A 16062-nucleotide genomic window follows, 5' to 3' on the forward strand; every position below is an offset into this window, starting at 1 on the left:
GCGTGACCGGCGGACTCCTGCTTCCCCAGCCCTGCTGATCTGACCTGACGCAGACCAGCACGGCGACCCCTCCTGCGTGAGGGGTCTTTTCATGTCCGCCCCTCGTACCCGGGAGCACCGACCATGAGCCAGACGGCCAGCCAGCACACCGAGCCCTCCGCCGACGGGGTGCCGCCGCACCGGTACACCCCGGCACTGGCGCAGCAGATCGAGCTCGCCTGGCAGGACCGGTGGGAGGCCGAGGGCACGTTCCACACGCCCAACCCGGTCGGCCGGCTGAGCGAGGGCTTCGACCGGGTGGCCGACCGGCCCAAGGCCTTCCTGATGGACATGTTCCCGTACCCCTCCGGTGCCGGGCTGCACGTCGGGCACCCGCTGGGCTACCTGGGCACCGACGTCACCAGCCGTTTCCTGCGGATGGACGGGCACAACGTGCTGCACCCGATGGGGTACGACGCCTTCGGCCTGCCCGCCGAGCAGTTCGCCGTGCAGACCGGCCAGCACCCGCGGGTCACCACCGAGGCGAACATCGCCGCGATCAGTGCCCAGCTGCGCCGGCTGGGCGTCGACCACGACACCCGCCGCACCTTCGCCACGATCGACCCGGGCTACTACAGGTGGACCCAGTGGATCTTCCGGCAGGTCTTCGAGGCCTGGTTCGACGAGTCCGCCGACGGCGGTCGGGGCAGGGCCCGGCCGATCCCCGAGCTGGTCGCCGAGCTGGACGCCGGCACCCGGGAACCGGTCGCCGGCACGCTGCCCGAGGGGCGCCGCTGGGCGGAGCTGACCGCCGTCGAGCGCCGTCGGGTCGTCAACGCGCACCGACTGGCCTACCTGCACGAGGCGCCGGTGAACTGGTGTCCGGGGCTGGGCACGGTGCTGTCCAACGAGGAGGTCACCGCCGACGGCCGGTCCGAGCGGGGCAACTTCCCGGTGTTCCGCCGTCCGCTGACCCAGTGGATGATGCGGATCACCTCCTACGCCGAGCGGCTGCTGACCGACCTGGACCGGCTGGACTGGTCGGACTCGCTGAAGCAGATGCAGCGAAACTGGATCGGTCGCTCGACCGGCGCCCGGGTGCGGTTCGCCACCGGAGCTGAGTCCATCGAGGTGTTCACCACCCGGCCGGACACCCTGTTCGGCGCCACCTACCTGGTGCTGGCGCCCGAGCACCCGCTGGTCGGCACGCTGACCGCCGGTCAGTGGCCCGAGGGCACCGACCCCCGGTGGACCGCCGGTGCGGCCACCCCGGCCGAGGCCGTCGCGGCCTACCAGCGGCAGGCCTCCCGCCGTTCGGAGCTGGACCGGCAGGCCGAGGGCCGGGAGAAGACCGGGGTCTGGCTGGGCGCCACCGCCCGCAACCCGTTGACCGGGGCCGACCTGCCGGTGTTCATCGCCGACTACGTGCTCACCGGCTACGGCACCGGCGCGATCATGGCGGTGCCCGGCGAGGACGCCCGCGACTGGGACTTCGCGCGGGAGTTCGGGCTGCCCGTCGTCCGCACCGTGCAGCCGCCGGCCGACTTCGACGGCGGTGCGTACACCGGCACCGGCCCGATGATCAACAGCTCGAACGAGCACCTGTCGCTGGACGGCCTGGACAAGGCCGCCGCGATCGCCCGGGTGACCGAGTGGCTGGTCGCGAACGGCTCCGGCGAGGCGACCACGACCTACAAGCTGCGCGACTGGCTGTTCAGCCGGCAGCGGTACTGGGGCGAGCCGTTCCCGGTCGTCTACGCCGTCGACGGGGACGACGCCGACCTGCCGGTCGCCGTCCCGGAGTCGATGCTGCCGGTGCTGCTGCCCGACGTCGACGACTACTCGCCGAAGACGTTCGCCGACGACGAGGCCGACTCCAAGCCCGAGCCGCCGCTGTCCCGGGCCACCGAGTGGACGACGGTCACGCTGGACCTGGGCGACGGGCCGCGGAGCTACCGGCGTGAGACCAACACGATGCCCAACTGGGCCGGTTCGTGCTGGTACCACCTGCGCTACCTGGACCCGGGGGACGACGAGCGCTTCGTCGACCCGGAGCTGGAGGCCTACTGGATGGGCCCGCGGGAGCCCGGTGACGTCGGCGGCGTCGACCTGTACGTCGGCGGGGTCGAGCACGCGGTGCTGCACCTGCTGTACGCCCGGTTCTGGCACAAGGTGCTGTTCGACCTGGGCCATGTCTCCAGCGAGGAGCCGTTCCGCCGGCTGGTCAACCAGGGCTACATCTCCGCCTTCGCCTACACCGACGCCCGGGGGTTCTACGTGCCCGCTACCGAGGTGGTGGAGGAGGACGGCCAGTTCCGCTACCAGGGGGAGCCGGTCACCCGGGAGTACGGGAAGATGGGCAAGAGCCTGAAGAACGTGGTCACGCCGGACGAGATGATCGCCATGTTCGGCGCGGACACCTTCCGGGTGTACGAGATGTCGACCGGGCCGCTGGACCAGTCCCGGCCGTGGGAGACCAAGGCGGCGGTCGGTTCGCAGCGGCTGCTGCAGCGGATCTGGCGGGTCGTCGTCGACGAGGAGTCCGGTGCGGTCCGTGCCGGCGACGTCGAGCCGGACGACGAGACCTCGCGCGCCCTGCACCGGGCGATCGAGGCCGTGCGCGACGGCATGACGACCCTGCGGTTCAACATCGCCATCGCCCGGATCACCGAGCTGACCAACCACCTGACCTCGGCCTGCCCGCCGGGGACACCGGTGCCCCGCTCGGTCGCCGAGTCGCTGGTGCTGCTGGTCGCGCCGCTGGCCCCGCACCTGGCCGAAGAGCTGTGGGCCCGGCTGGGGCACTCCGGCTCCGTGGCCTGGGCGTCGTTCCCGGTGGCCGACCCGCAGTGGCTGGTCGACGAGACGGTGCAGGTCGCCGTCCAGGTCAACGGCAAGGTGCGGGCCCAGGTGGCCGTGCCGGCCGACGCGGACGCCGCCGCGCTGGAGGCGGCGGCCCGGGCGGACGAGCGGATCGCCGGCTACCTGGACGGCGCCACCGTGCGCCGGGTGATCGCGGTGCCGGGCCGGCTGGTCAACTTCGTCCTGGGCTGAGGGTGGACCCCGCCCCGCCCGGATGAGGCCATGGGCTCGCGGTGGTCCCGGCACGGGTGCCGGGACCACCGGGGTCAGGCGGCGGGGGTGATGCGGATCATCGTCTGGCGTTCCCGGCCGCGGTGCGTGATCCGCGCCGCGATGCGGGAGGTGCCGTAGGTGATCCACCACTGCCAGCCGTAGCGCCGGGCGAGGGCAGCTCGCGCACGCGGCCACTCGGACGGCTCGGGGAACTCGGCGACACCGTCGACCGCCGGACCCTCGAACCGGCCCCGCATGTCGCAGGGGGCGACGGTGACCCGGCTGGTGTGCCGCAGCCGCTTCACCTTGCCGGAGTCCGCCCGGGTCCAGACCAGCAGGGCGTCGCCGTCCGGCGCCGCCCAGACCGGGGTGGGCACGGCCTCGCCGGTGCGCCGGAACGTGGTCAGGCTGACGTACCGGCTGGTGGGGAGCCCGGTCATGCGACGGGGGTGCGGGTCAGCGCGCGGCGCATCGCGGCCTCGACCGGTTCGATGACCTCGGCGACGGTCACGTCCCGGTCGAGCTCGACGCTCAGTGAGGTGGCCCCGGCGTCGGGGATCCCGCACGGCACCATGTTCGTGAAGGCGGCCATGTCCGGGTCGCAGTTGAGTGCGAAGCCGTGCATCGTCACGCCCCGGGCGACCCGCACGCCGATCGCGGCGATCTTCCGGTCGGGGCCGCGCTCGTCTGCCCGGACCCACACGCCGCTGCGCCCCTCGACCTGTTCGGTGGCCAGGCCGAAGCTCCCGCAGACCTCCATCAGGGCCCGCTCCAGCCGGCGCACGTGGGCCACCACGTCGACCGGGTCGGGGAGCGCGATGATCGGGTACCCGACCAGCTGGCCGGGCCCGTGCCAGGTGATCTTGCCGCCGCGGTCGACGTCGACCACCGGGGTGCCGTCGAACGGTCGCTCGTGCGGTTCGGTCCGTTTGCCCGCGGTGTAGACCGGCGGGTGCTCGAGCAGCAGCATCGTGTCCGGAGCGGTGCCGGCGACGCGCCGCTCGTGCAGGTCGCGCTGCTGCGCCCAGGCCTGCTCGTAGGGGACCAGACCCGCCCGGACGACCACCAGCTCGCTCATGCCGCCGAGCCTATGCCGCCGACGTGCCGAGGTGTTGCCGGCCGCCGATCAGGACGGCGGCGCCCCGAGCCGCCGGAGCACGGCACGCGCGGTGCGGGACCCGCTGGCCATCGCACCCTGGATGGACGGGGTGTCCCGGTGGTCTCCGCAGACGAAGAGCCCACCGCCCAGGTCGACCGGGCGACGGTGCTGCAGCGGGGGAGTGGCGGCCGGCTGCGCTCCGGTCACGGTGACGGTGGTGAGGTGGGTCAGGTCGGTGGTGGCGACACCGTGCAGGCGCGCCACCTCCTCCCGGACATCGGGTTCCCGGGTCGGCGCCAGGGTCGAGCTGGCGACCAGCGCCCGGCCGTCGGGGCTGTACGCCGGCTGCGCGTCCGAGACCACCGCGCTGTTCACCAGCTGCCCACCGGGCTGTCCCAGCACGATCAGCGGCGCGGACCAGGGCGACTCCGGCAGCACGTGCAGGTGCGTGGTCACCTGCCGGGGCGCCGATGCCCCGAGCCCGGGGAGCAGGACCGCGGCGGTGCCGGGGTCGGTCGCCACCACGACGGCGTCGGCGGTCGTGGTCCCGGCGTCGGTGTGCACGGCCCCGCCCTCGACCCCCGTGGCGCGGACGCCGAGGTGCACGCGGTCGGCGGGCAGCCGGCCGGCGAGCTGTTCGCCGATGGCCTGCATCCCGCCGGCGGGAAGGCCGACCCGGCCCCGGACGAAGCTGCGCCAGACCAGGTCGAGGTAGCGGCTGGAGGTCTCCAGGCCGTCCTCCAGCAGGACGCCGGCGAGGAACGGCCGCAGGAACACCTCGAGCGCCTGTTCGCCGAGCCCCGCGGCGCGGAGCGCCTCGGCGGCCGTGCGCTCGCGCGCCGCCAGCAGTCGGGACACCGGTGCATAGCCGGCCCGCGCCGAGAAGGCGGCGAGCGCAGCCTGCCGGACCGGCCCGCCCAGCGGTGCCCGCAGCGTGTCCACGACGGTGCCCGGGTGCTGGCGGGGGTCGACGACCCGGTGGGCGCGCCCGTCCACACGGACCACCGCACCGGTCCAGAACCAGCCCAGGTCGAGCGCCGGCAGGTCGAGGTCGGCCGCCCGGGGATAACCCGTGTTGAACACCTGGAAGCCGCGGTCGACCAGGAAGCCGTCGATCCGGGCCGTCGACAGCCGGCCGCCCGGGTGCTGAGCGGCGTCGATCAGGTGGACGTCCCGGCCGGCCGCCGCCAGCCGGGTGGCTGCGCTGAGCCCGGCCAGCCCTGCACCCACCACGACGACCTCGGCACGTGGTGGCGGTGGCATGGTCCGAACCTAAGCGGTCCGGGGTGACCCGTCCTGCTCGGCGCCGCAGCTGTGGACGCGACCGGGGGCTGTGGACGGGCCCAGCGGGGGACCGGCCGTCGGCCCTACCGTCCCGGCATGCCTGCGCAGCCCTCCCCGTCGGCGGCCCCGGTCGTGCCCGGCTACGTGCTCGAAGAGCTCCTGGGTCGGGGCGGCTCCGGGCAGGTGTGGCGGGCCCGGCCACGGTCGGGCGGGCCGCCGGTGGCGGTCAAGGTGCTGGTGCGGGGTGACCCGGAGCGGCAGGAGCGCGAGGCGGGGCTGCTCGGTGAGCTCGACCACCCGCACCTGGTGCGGCTGCACCACGTCGTCCGTCGCGAGGTGCGCGACGGCCCGGCCCAGGTGGCGCTGGTGCTCGACCTGCTCGCCGGCGGCAGTCTGGCGGCCCTGCTCGCCCGGCGGGGACGCTTGCGCCCCGGGGAAGTGGTCACCACGGTGGCCCCGGTGGCGGCTGCGCTGGCCCACGCTCACGAACGGGGCGTCGTGCACGGCGACCTGTCGCCGGGCAACGTCGTGTTCACGGCGGAGGGCCGCCCGGTGCTCACCGACCTGGGCACCGCCCGGTTGGTCGGCGACGTCGCGCGGGCCGAGGTGACCCCGGCGTACGTCGACCCGGTGGTGGCCCGCGGCGGTGCGCCGGGGCCGGCGTCGGACGTCTTCGGTGTCGCTGCGGCGGCCTTCCACGCGCTGACCGGGGTCGCTCCCTGGAACGCCGCCGACCCCGCGGGCACGCTCTCGGTCGCAGTCGGCGGTGACCTGCCCGATCTCGCCCTCCTCGCCCCCGATGCGCCCGACGAACTGGTGCGCGTGGTCCTCCGCGGGCTGTCGGCCGAACCGCACCTGCGGGGGTCCGCCGCGGCGTTCGCCCTCGACCTCCGCCACTCCTGCCGGCCGGAGCCGGTCCGGCTCCCGGTGGCCGGCGTGCCCGACGGCGAGCTCGGGGCCACCGGGCGGGGCCCGCGGACCGAGCTGACCCACCAGGTGCCGGGCCGGCGACCCCGCGCCGCCCATGCCGTGCCGGGTCCCGAGGGGCGATGGGCGCGGCTCCGCGGGCGACTCGGTGACCGGGTCGCCGCCGCACGAGGAGGCGGCGAGGTGCGCCCCCTGGTCCGTGGTGCGGTCCGGCGGACGGCGACGGCCGCCCTCGTGCTCGCCGCTCTCGCTGCGGCACTGGCCGGTGCGACCTGGCTCGGGGCGAGCTGGGGTGGGTCGAGTGGTGACCCGGTGCCCGCTGCGGGCCGGACGGCGGCGAGCAGCGTCCCCCCGCCGGCAGCGACGCCGACGGCCCCGGACGATCCAGTGGGGGACGGGGAGGCCTCGCCGGCCGACCGGTCGGCGACGCCGGTGGGGGACGCCGAGTGGGCTGCGGTGCTCGCCGACCTCTACGGACGGCGGAGCGCGGCCTTCACCGACGCGGACCCGACGGTGCTGACCGAGGTGCACGCGACCGGCAGCGCGTCGCTGTCCCGCGACGCCGAGCAGGTGCAGCAGCTGGTCGCGGCGGGTCAGCGGCTCGACGGCTTCGCGCCCCGGCTGGTCCGCCTCGTCGAGGTGACGGCCTCGGGGCGGAACCGGTTCGACGTGGAGCTGGTCGACGAGCTGCCGGCCTACCGGGTGGTCCGCGCCGGCGGGCCCGATGCGGCGGTGGTCGCCGAGATACCCGCCCGCGGTGCGGCGCCCGTGCAGATGGCCGTGGAGCGCACGGCGTCCGGGTGGCGGATCGCCGATGCCCGGCTGGGCGGGTGAGGGGTCAGCGGGCGGCGACGGCGGCCCGCAGCGCCGCCCGGAGGTCCTCGTGCGTGAACCGGAACCCGGCCGACCGCAGGACGTCAGGGACGGCACGCTGCCCGGCCAGCACACCCACGTCGGCGAACTCGCCGAGGGCCAGCCGCAGGGCGAACCCGGGCACGGTGAACACGGCGGGCCGGTGCACGACCTCGGCGAGCGCGGCGGTGAACTCCGCGTTGGTGGCCGGACTGGGGGCAGTGAGGTTGACCGGGCCGGACACCGGGGCGGTGAGCAGGAACCGGATCGCGTCGACCTCGTCCTGCAGGCTGATCCAGGGCATGTACTGCCGGCCCGAGGCCAGCTTGCCGCCCAGGCCGAGGCGGAACAGGGGGAGCAGCCGACCCAGCAGCCCGCCGTGGCCGAGCACCAGCCCGGTGCGCAGGGTCGCCACCCGGACACCGGCGGCGGCAGCCGGTGCGGTCGCCGCCTCCCAGGCGACGCAGACCCGGGCCAGGAAGTCCTCGCCCGCCGGCACGGTCTCGTCGACCACCCGCTCGCCGGTGTCGCCGTACCAGCCGACTGCGGACGCCGAGAGCAGCACCCGGTCACGACCGGGCTCGGCTTCGGCCGCCTCGACGAGGGCCTGGCTCACCGTGGTCGTGCTGTCGACCCGGCTGGCCAGCACCTGCTGCTTGTGCTTCTCCGTCCAGCGCCGGTCTCCGACCCCGACGCCGGCGAGGTTGACCACGGCGTCCACGTCATGGAGAAGACCGTCGGGGAGGCGGTGGTGTGCCGGTTCCCAACGGTGCTCGTCCGCGGTGCGCGGGGTGCGTCGCACCAGGCGCAGCACCTCGTGCCCGTCGGCCACCAGCGACCGGACGAGCGCAGAACCGATCAGCCCGGAGGAACCGGTGACCGCCACCTTCATCGAGTGCTCCTTCGGGTCGGTGCGGGGACGTTCACCAGGGGAGACGACGAAGGGCCCCGGCCGAAGCCGGGGCCCTTCATCGGTGGATCAGGAGATGCCCAGGTCGCCCTGGAACTGCCCGCCCTCGAGCCGCTCCCGCACCGTGGTGAGGAACCGGGCGGCGTCGGCGCCGTCGACGATCCGGTGGTCGTAGCTCAGCGCCAGGTAGACCATCGACCGGACGGCGATCACCTCGCCGAGCTCCGGGTCCTGCACCACCACGGGGCGCTTGACCACCGAGCCGACGCCCAGGATGGCGACCTGGGGCTGGTTGATGATCGGGGTGTCGAACAGCGCGCCCCGGCTGCCGGTGTTGGTCAGCGTGAACGTGCCGCCGCCGAGCTCGTCCGGCGTGACCTTGTTGGTGCGGGTCCGCTCGGCCAGGTCGGCGATCTTCCGGGCGATGCCGGGCACGTTCAGGTCGCCGGCACCGTGGATGACCGGCACCAGCAGGCCGCGCTCGGTGTCCACGGCGATGCCCAGGTTCTCGGCGTCGTGGTAGGTGACCGTCCCGGCCTCCAGGTCGACCGAGGAGTTCACCACCGGGTGGGCCTTGAGGGCCTCGACCGCGGCCTTGGCGAAGAACGGCAGGAACGACAGCTTGACGCCCTCCCGGGCGGCGAAGTCGTTCTTCACCTGGTTGCGCAGGTTCGCGATCCGGGTGACGTCCGCCTCGACCACGGTGGTGAGCTGTGCGCTGATCTGCAGCGACTCGAGCATCCGCTTGGCGATGACGGTGCGCAGCCGGGAGAGCTTCTCCGTGTTGCCACGCAGCGAGGAGTCCGGGGTCGCGGCCGGCGAGGGGGTGCGGGCACCGCCGGAGGAGGCGGCAGCGGGCGCGGCGGCCGGCTTCTTGGACTCCTCGGCGGCGGCGAGCACGTCCTGCTTGCGGATCCGGCCGCCGACCCCGGTGCCGGTGACCGAGGACAGGTCGACGCCCTGCTCGGCAGCCAGCCGGCGCACCAGCGGGGTGACGTAGGCGCCGCCGCCGTCGGGTGCCGGGGCCGGCGCGGGCTTGTCCGCCGGGGCGACGGCCTCGGCGGGAGACGGCTGGTCGGTGGGCGACTGGGTCGGCATGGTCCCGCCCGAGCCGTAGTCCGCGCCCGGCTGGCCGCTGTCGGTGTTGGCCTCGGCCGGGGGCGGCTGCTCGGCCTTCGGAGCCGCCTTGGCCTTCGGCTCCTCCTTCGGAGCCTGCTCCGGCTCCGGGGCGGGCTCTGCCTTCGGCGCCTCTGTCTTCGGCGCCTCGGCCTCCGGCGCGGACTTCGCGGCACCGCCACCGGAGCCACCGATGACGGCCAGCTCGGCGCCGACCTCCACGGTCTCGTCCTCGGAGACGACGATCTTGGTGAGCACGCCCGCGACCGGGGAGGGGATCTCGGTGTCGACCTTGTCGGTGGAGACCTCCAGGAGGGGCTCGTCGACCTCGACCTGGTCACCCTCCTGCTTCAGCCAGCGGGTGACGGTGCCCTCGGTGACGCTCTCACCCAGTGCCGGCATGGTCACCGAGGTGCCCTCGCCGTCACCGGAACCGCCGGAGTCGCCGCCCTGCTCGGCTGCTGCGGGGGCTGGCTCCTCGGCGGGCTCCTCCTGAGTGGGCTCCTCCTGGGCGGGCTCTTCCTGAGCGGGCTCCTCGTCGGCCGAGGACTCCTGGGCCGGGGCGTCCTCCGCCGGGGCGCCGGCGTCGCCGCCGTCCTCGCCACCGATGACGGCCAGCTCGGCGCCGACCTCCACGGTCTCGTCCTCGGAGACGACGATCTTGGTGAGCACGCCCGCAGCGGGGGAGGGGATCTCGGTGTCCACCTTGTCGGTGGAGACCTCCAGGAGGGGCTCGTCGACCTCGACCTGGTCACCCTCCTGCTTCAGCCAGCGGGTGACCGTGCCCTCGGTGACGCTCTCGCCCAGGGCGGGCATGGTGACGGACGTCGGCATCGAAGGCAGGTCTCCTCAGGTCGTGGGGTGGTGCTGAGCGGGTGGTGCGGATCGAGCGGTCGTGCTGAGCAGGTGATGCGTCAGTCGTGCGCGTGCAGCGGCTTGCCGGCCAGGACCAGCGCCGCCTCGCCGAGGGCCTCGCTCAGCGTCGGGTGCGGGTGGATCAGCTGGGCGACCTCCTCCGGCAGGGCCTCCCAGTTGTAGACCAGCTGGGCCTCGGCGATCATGTCGCCGACTCGGCTGCCGACCATGTGCACGCCGACGACCGGCCCGTTGCCGGCGACGCGGATCAGCTTGACCGCACCCGCCGTCTTCAGGATCGCGGCCCGGCCGTTGCCGGCCAGGTCGTAGGTGGCGACCTCGACCTCGCCGTGCTTCTCCTTGGCCTGGGCCTCGGTCAGCCCGACGGAGGCGACCTCGGGCTCGGAGTAGGTGACCCGCGGGACACCCGCGTAGTCGATCGGCACGACCGGCAGGCCGGCGAGGCGCTCGGCCACCAGGATCCCCTCGCCGAAGCCCACGTGCGCGAGCTGCAGGGTCGGGATCAGGTCGCCGACGGCGGAGATGGTCGGCACGTTGGTCTGGCAGTACTCGTCGACCAGGACGTAGCCGCGGTCCATGGCGACGCCGGCCTCCTCGTAGCCGAGGCCCTCGCTCACCGGGCCGCGCCCGACGGCCACGAGCACCAGCTCGGCCTCGTAGTCCTTGCCGTTCTCCAGGGAGACCTTCACGCCGTCGGCGGTGGTCTGCACCTTGGCCACCCGGCTGCCCAGGGAGAAGTCGATCTTCCGGCGGCGGAAGGCGCGCTCCAGCAGCTTGGAGGACGACTCGTCCTCCAGCGGGACGAGGTGGGGCAGGCCCTCCACGATGGTCACGTCGACGCCGAAGGACTTCCACGCGCTGGCGAACTCGCAGCCGATGACACCGCCGCCGAGGACGATCGCCGACGTCGGCACCCGGTCGAGCTTCAGCGCGTGGTCGCTGGTGATGACCTTGGTGCCGTCGATCTCGATGCCGGGCAGGGAGCGGGCGTAGGACCCGGTGGCCAGCAGCACGTGCTTGCCCTCGAAGGTCTCGTCGCCGACCTGGACGGCGGTCGGGGAGACCAGCCGGCCCTCGCCGCTCACGTACGTGATGCCGCGGCTCTTGATCAGGCCCTGCAGGCCCTTGTGGTTCTTCGAGATGACGCCGTCCTTGTAGGCGTTCACCCCGTCCATGTCGATGCCCGAGAGGGTCGACTTGACGCCGAACTGCTCGCCCTCGCGGGCGTTGTCGGCGACCTCGGCGGTGTGCAGCAGGGCCTTGGTGGGGATGCAGCCGCGGTGCAGGCAGGTGCCGCCCACCTTGTCCCGCTCGATCAGGACGACGGACATGCCCAGCTCGGCCGCACGCAGCGCGGCGGCGTAGCCACCCGAGCCACCACCGAGGATGACCAGGTCAGCGGGGGTGGTCGGTGCGCTCACGGCTGCTCCTCAGTGCTGGGTGGCCCGGAGCTGCTCCGGGCACGGCGGTCCTGCGCGTGCCCATCCTGCCACTCCCGGGAACGGCGCGTTCGGATGCTCCGTTGCTCTTCGCAAGAGCGTCGCGGTGCAGTCCGCGGCCGGCGAGGACGGGGGCAGTGCGATGGGTCTGATCGACCGGCTGCGTGGCCGACGCGGGGCGGGTCGTGCCGCGGGGGACGGCCGTGGCCGACGCGGCACGCTCGACCGGGCATCGGGGTCGGCGGACCTCAGCCATCTGGAGAAGTTCGTCGCCACGCGGCGCGGCGTCGAGGGGTACGTCGAGCCCCGTACCGCCGTGACCGAGACGACGATCCTGCTGGTCGCCGCCGACGGGGAGTGGACGCGGCGACGGATCGACGGCCCGGACACCGCCCGCAAGCTGTCCCGCGACCTCGCCGTCCCGGTCTACGACGCGCAGATCACCGGCTACCCGCAACGGATGCGTGACTGGTCCGCCCGCCAGCGGGCGGACGACAAGCTGTAGCCCCCCGCCCCGGGTCGGGGGCAGGGGGCCGGCAGCTCACTGTGCGGCGATGAGGCCCTCGATCGTGGCGAGCAGGGTGCGGACCGGCACACCGGTGCCGCCCTTGGTCGTGTACCCCCAGGGCGCCCCGGTGTTGTAGGCCGGGCCGGCGATGTCGATGTGCGCCCAGGGCAGGCCGGCGGGCACGAACTCGGACAGGAAGTGCCCACCGACGAGCATCCCGCCCATCCGGTCGGCGTTGGCGTTCACCAGGTCCGCGATCGGGGAGTCCAGCCCGCGTCGCAGCTCCGGCGGCAGCGGCATCGCCCACATCGGCTCCCCGCTGCGCCGGCTGGCGGCGACGACGGCGTCCCGCAGGTCGTCGCTGCCCATCACGCCGGAGGTGCGGGTGCCCAGCGCGACCAGCTGGGCGCCGGTCAGCGTGGAGGTCTCCAGCAGGTGGGCGGGGGAGTCCTCGACGGCGCGGCAGATGGCGTCGGCGAGCACGACCCGGCCCTCGGCGTCGGTGTTGGTGATCTCCGCCTTCTTGCCGTTGCGGAAGGTGACCACGTCGGCCGGGCGGTAGGCGGTGCCGCTGGGCATGTTCTCGGCGATCGGCACGGTGGCGGTCACGTCGACCGGGAGGCCGAGCTCGGCGACCAGGCAGACGGTGGCGATCACGGCCGCGGCGCCGGCCATGTCGCTCTTCATGTCCTCCATCTTCGCCGCGGGCTTGATCGAGATGCCGCCGCTGTCGAAGGTGATGCCCTTGCCGACCAGCGCGACGCTGGTCTTGGCCTTCTTGCCCTTGTACTCCATGCGCAGCAGCCGCGGACCGCGGCTCGAGCCGCCGCCGACGGCGAGGATGCCCCCGTACCCGCCGGCCGTGAGGGCCTTCTCGTCGAGCACCTCGACCGACAGCCCGGCCTTCTTGCCCGCGGCGGCACCCCGGGCGGCGAGCTCCGCCGGGTACAGGTCGTTGGGCGGGCTGTTGACCAGGTCACGGACCAGGGCGACGGCGGCGGCCACCGCGCGCACGCGGGCCAGCGGTGCCTTCGCAGCACCGGCGTCGGGGACGACGAGCTCCACCGAGGACGGCGGGGCGGGACGGTCGGCCGGGAGGTCGGACTTGTAGGCGGTGAACTCGTATGCGCCCAGCAGGGACCCTTCGCCGACGGCGTGCAGCCGGTCGGCGTCCGGTGCGCCACCCACGGCGGCGAGGAGACTTACCAGGGAGCTGCGGCCGGTCAGCGCCCGGCTGGCGGCCCCGGCGGCCCGGCGGACCGCCTCCGCCGAGTAGGAGCCGTCGGCCTGCGGGGAGCCCAGCCCCGCCACGGCCACGACCGGGAACGGACCCTGGCCGAAGGTGGGCAGCTTGGTGACCTCGTCCTCGGCCCCACGGGCGCCGAGATCGGCCAGCGCGGCGAGGAGCCGGCCGCCGAGCAGCCGGTCGACCGCATCGGCTCCGGGCGTGGACAGCAGGCCTGCCGGTCCCTGGCCGACGCCGACGACGAGGGCGTCGGCGGTCAGCTTCTCGAGCGGGCGGTCGGTGGCGGAGATGGTAGGCGGCACCCGACGATCGTAAGGAGGTGGTGAGGACGGCGTACGACCGGCAGGCCGCCGACCACTAGCGTGCTGGCGGTGAGCCCGCTGACCTCCCCCCTGCACGATCGTCACGTCGCCGCCGGTGCGAAGTTCGCCGACTTCGGTGGCTGGTCCATGCCGATCGAGTACGCCGGTGGTGGCGTGCTGGCCGAGCACACCGCGGTCCGGGAGGGCGTCGGGCTCTTCGACGTCTCGCACCTGGGCACCGCGACGGTGCGTGGCCCGGGGGCCGCCGACTTCGTCAACTCGTGCCTGACCAACGACCTGGGCAAGATCGGGCCCGGCCAGGCCCAGTACACGCTGTGCTGCGTCCCCGACGGCGACCCGCAGGCGGGGGGCGTGGTCGACGACCTGATCGTCTACCTGCACGGCCCGGACGACGTCCTGCTCGTGCCCAACGCGGCCAACGCGGCCGAGGTGCTGGCCCGGCTCTCGGCCGAGGCGCCGGTGGGGGTCACCGTCACCGACCGGCACACCGAGGTCGCCGTGCTGGCGCTGCAGGGGCCGCGTTCAGCCGAGGTGCTGGCGGCCGTCGGCCTGCCCGGCGAGCTGACCTACATGTCCTTCGCCGAGACACCCGGCTCCGGCGGGGACGAGGTCACCGTCTGCCGGACCGGCTACACCGGCGAGCACGGCTACGAGCTGCTGGTCGCCGCCGAACGTGCCGGGACCCTGTGGGACGCGCTGCTGGCTGCCGGCGGGCCCGAGCAGATCCGGCCGTGCGGCCTGGGAGCCCGGGACACCCTGCGCACGGAGATGGGGTACCCGCTGCACGGCCACGAGCTGTCGCGGGACATCACCCCCAACCAGGCGCGGTCGGGGTGGGCCGTGGGCTGGGGCAAGGACGCGTTCTGGGGGCGCGAGGCGCTGGTCGCGGAGAAGGCGGCCGGCGCGCCGCGTCAGCTGTGGGGTCTGCAGGCGCCCGGTCGTGGGATCCCGCGGCCGGGCATGCTCGTGCTCGGCGCCGACGGCTCGCGGATCGGCGAGGTCACCAGCGGCACGTTCTCCCCGACCCTGCGGACCGGGATCGCCCTGGCACTGCTGGACAGGTCCGCCGGTGTCGCCGAGGGGACGGAGGTTGCCGTCGACGTCCGCGGGCGGCCCCAGGCGGTCGTCGTCCGGCGTCCGCCGTTCGTGGAGTCGCACACGAAGGACCCCGTTCCCCCCACGCCTCGCAAGCTCGACGCGGGCCCCTGAACGGGGCCGAGGCCCAGCGCTTCGGGTGTGACTACTTGCTCGGCACTGGCGGGTCGGGCACCTCGTCGGCGACCACGGCGTCCCGCTTCCCCATCGGCTCGGGGTCGCCCTGGGTGGTGTCCTGCGCGGTCTGGTGCTCGGTCTCGGCGTTGATCTCCGCGCCCAGCAGCACCAGGTAGCAGGTCAGGTACAGCCACAGCATCAACACGATGACGCCGGCGATCGCGCCGTAGGTCTCGTTGTAGGAACCGAAGTTGTTCACGTAGAAGCTGAACGCGACGCTGACGACCGCCCAGATGAGGGTGACCACGAGCGAGCCGAGGCTGACCCAGCGGATCTTCGGCGCATCCCGGTCCGGGGCGACCCGGTAGAGGACTGCCAGCGAGCCGATCACCACGCCCAGCAGGAGCACCCAGCGCAGGACCTGCGCGAGCACCGTGCCGACGCCGCCCAGGGGCAGCGCGTCCAGCACCACCGGGACCACGGCGATGAGGGCGAAGGTGATGAGGATGAAGACGATCGCGCCCAGGGTGAGCACCAGTGAGAGCGCGCGCAGCTTGAGGAAGTTGCGGGTCTCGACCTCGTCGTAGGCGATGTTCACCGCCTTGACCATGTTGTTGACACCGCCGGACGCCGTCCACAGCGCACCGAGCACCGAGGCGATCAACCCGAAGGTGAGCGCCCCGCCGGCGTTGCTGGTGATGTCGGTCAGCTGCTCGGTGAGGATGTCCTGGGCGGTGTCCGGGAGCTGGTCGGACAGCGACTCGATCTGCTGGGTGACCTGCTCGGGGGAGGCGACCAGGCCGTAGATCGAGATGGTCGCGATCAGCGCCGGGAAGATCGAGAGGAAGGCGAAGAAGGCCACCCCACCGGCGATGATCGGCATGTTGTCGGCGTTGTTCTCCGCCCAGGACCGCTTGACGATCTGCAGCCAGCCGCGCGCGGGGATGTCCGTGGGCCGGTCGGCGTGGATGCCCGGCATCTCCTCGGGCTCGGGCACCTCCGGAGCCGGGCGGGCGGCTTCCCGCTGCTCGCCGCGGACGACGGCCGTGGAGGAGGCTCCGCTGGCCCCGTCGTCGCGTCCGGCAGCACGGGCTTCCGCAGCCCGCATCGCGGCCCGCCGCTCGGCCTTCTCCTGGACCCGCACGCGGATGTTCTCCACGGCGCTGCCCGGCCGCCCGTTGTCGACCATCGGTCTCGTCCCCTTGTCTCGGGTGTG

General features: G+C 73.9%; 12 protein-coding genes. 4 read left to right on the plus strand and 8 right to left on the minus strand.

Going from position 1 to position 16062, the window contains the following annotated elements; genetic code table 11:
- Nucleotides 1-123 precede the first annotated feature (123 nt).
- The gene (gene leuS, locus O2V63_RS05910) at nucleotides 124-3033 is read left to right on the plus strand and encodes a leucine--tRNA ligase (RefSeq protein ID WP_269166621.1); all 2910 of its coding nucleotides are present in this window, start codon (nucleotides 124-126) and stop codon (nucleotides 3031-3033) included.
- A 74-nt stretch (nucleotides 3034-3107) separates the two neighbouring features.
- Here the strand turns inward: leuS and O2V63_RS05915 are convergent, their stop codons facing one another.
- The 3 genes from O2V63_RS05915 to O2V63_RS05925 are packed head-to-tail and all read right to left on the minus strand — an operon-like array spanning nucleotide 3108 to nucleotide 5416.
- Nucleotides 3108-3494, minus strand: a complete 387-nt coding sequence (locus tag O2V63_RS05915) for a PPOX class F420-dependent oxidoreductase (protein ID WP_269166622.1) — start codon at nucleotides 3492-3494, stop codon at nucleotides 3108-3110.
- Nucleotides 3491-4132: a lipoyl(octanoyl) transferase LipB gene (lipB, locus tag O2V63_RS05920; RefSeq protein WP_269166624.1), complete on the minus strand. Its 642-nt coding sequence runs from the start codon at nucleotides 4130-4132 to the stop codon at nucleotides 3491-3493. Before lipB ends, O2V63_RS05915 begins: the two co-directional genes overlap by 4 nt.
- A gap of 48 nt (nucleotides 4133-4180) precedes the next feature.
- Entirely contained in the window at nucleotides 4181-5416 is a 1236-nt protein-coding gene (locus O2V63_RS05925) for an FAD-dependent oxidoreductase (protein WP_269166625.1), read from the minus strand.
- Between the two features lie 117 nt (nucleotides 5417-5533).
- Here O2V63_RS05925 and O2V63_RS05930 point away from each other — a divergent pair, with 117 nt between their 5' ends.
- Nucleotides 5534-7198, plus strand: coding sequence for a serine/threonine-protein kinase (locus tag O2V63_RS05930; protein ID WP_269166626.1), 1665 nt, complete (start codon nucleotides 5534-5536; stop codon nucleotides 7196-7198).
- A 4-nt stretch (nucleotides 7199-7202) separates the two neighbouring features.
- Here the strand turns inward: O2V63_RS05930 and O2V63_RS05935 are convergent, their stop codons facing one another.
- The 3 genes from O2V63_RS05935 to lpdA all read right to left on the minus strand — a co-directional run bounded on the left by O2V63_RS05935 (nucleotide 7203) and on the right by lpdA (nucleotide 11539).
- Nucleotides 7203-8108, minus strand: coding sequence for a TIGR01777 family oxidoreductase (locus tag O2V63_RS05935; protein WP_269166627.1), 906 nt, complete (start codon nucleotides 8106-8108; stop codon nucleotides 7203-7205).
- A gap of 87 nt (nucleotides 8109-8195) precedes the next feature.
- A complete protein-coding gene (gene sucB / locus O2V63_RS05940; protein ID WP_269166628.1) occupies nucleotides 8196-10076 on the minus strand; it encodes a 2-oxoglutarate dehydrogenase, E2 component, dihydrolipoamide succinyltransferase in 1881 nt (626 codons plus the stop codon).
- 80 nt (nucleotides 10077-10156) lie between these two features.
- The gene (gene lpdA, locus O2V63_RS05945) at nucleotides 10157-11539 is read right to left on the minus strand and encodes a dihydrolipoyl dehydrogenase (RefSeq protein WP_269166629.1); all 1383 of its coding nucleotides are present in this window, start codon (nucleotides 11537-11539) and stop codon (nucleotides 10157-10159) included.
- A gap of 160 nt (nucleotides 11540-11699) precedes the next feature.
- Between lpdA and O2V63_RS05950 the strand changes: the two genes are divergently transcribed.
- Nucleotides 11700-12062: an oxidoreductase gene (locus O2V63_RS05950; protein WP_269166630.1), complete on the plus strand. Its 363-nt coding sequence runs from the start codon at nucleotides 11700-11702 to the stop codon at nucleotides 12060-12062.
- Nucleotides 12063-12098: 36 nt separating this feature from the next.
- Here O2V63_RS05950 and O2V63_RS05955 read toward each other — a convergent pair whose 3' ends face one another.
- Nucleotides 12099-13613, minus strand: a complete 1515-nt coding sequence (locus O2V63_RS05955; protein ID WP_269166631.1) for a leucyl aminopeptidase — start codon at nucleotides 13611-13613, stop codon at nucleotides 12099-12101.
- A gap of 69 nt (nucleotides 13614-13682) precedes the next feature.
- Here O2V63_RS05955 and gcvT point away from each other — a divergent pair, with 69 nt between their 5' ends.
- Nucleotides 13683-14843 (plus strand): glycine cleavage system aminomethyltransferase GcvT, encoded by a 1161-nt coding sequence (gene gcvT / locus O2V63_RS05960; RefSeq protein ID WP_269166632.1) that lies wholly within the window; start codon nucleotides 13683-13685, stop codon nucleotides 14841-14843.
- Between the two features lie 31 nt (nucleotides 14844-14874).
- On the opposite strand, the gene O2V63_RS05965 is transcribed toward gcvT, so the two are convergent.
- Nucleotides 14875-16035, minus strand: coding sequence for a YihY/virulence factor BrkB family protein (locus O2V63_RS05965; RefSeq protein WP_269166633.1), 1161 nt, complete (start codon nucleotides 16033-16035; stop codon nucleotides 14875-14877).
- Nucleotides 16036-16062: the final 27 nt, after the last annotated feature.

Source organism: Modestobacter sp. VKM Ac-2977 (genome assembly GCF_026968045.1).
Classification (GTDB): Bacteria; Actinomycetota; Actinomycetes; order Mycobacteriales; family Geodermatophilaceae; genus Modestobacter.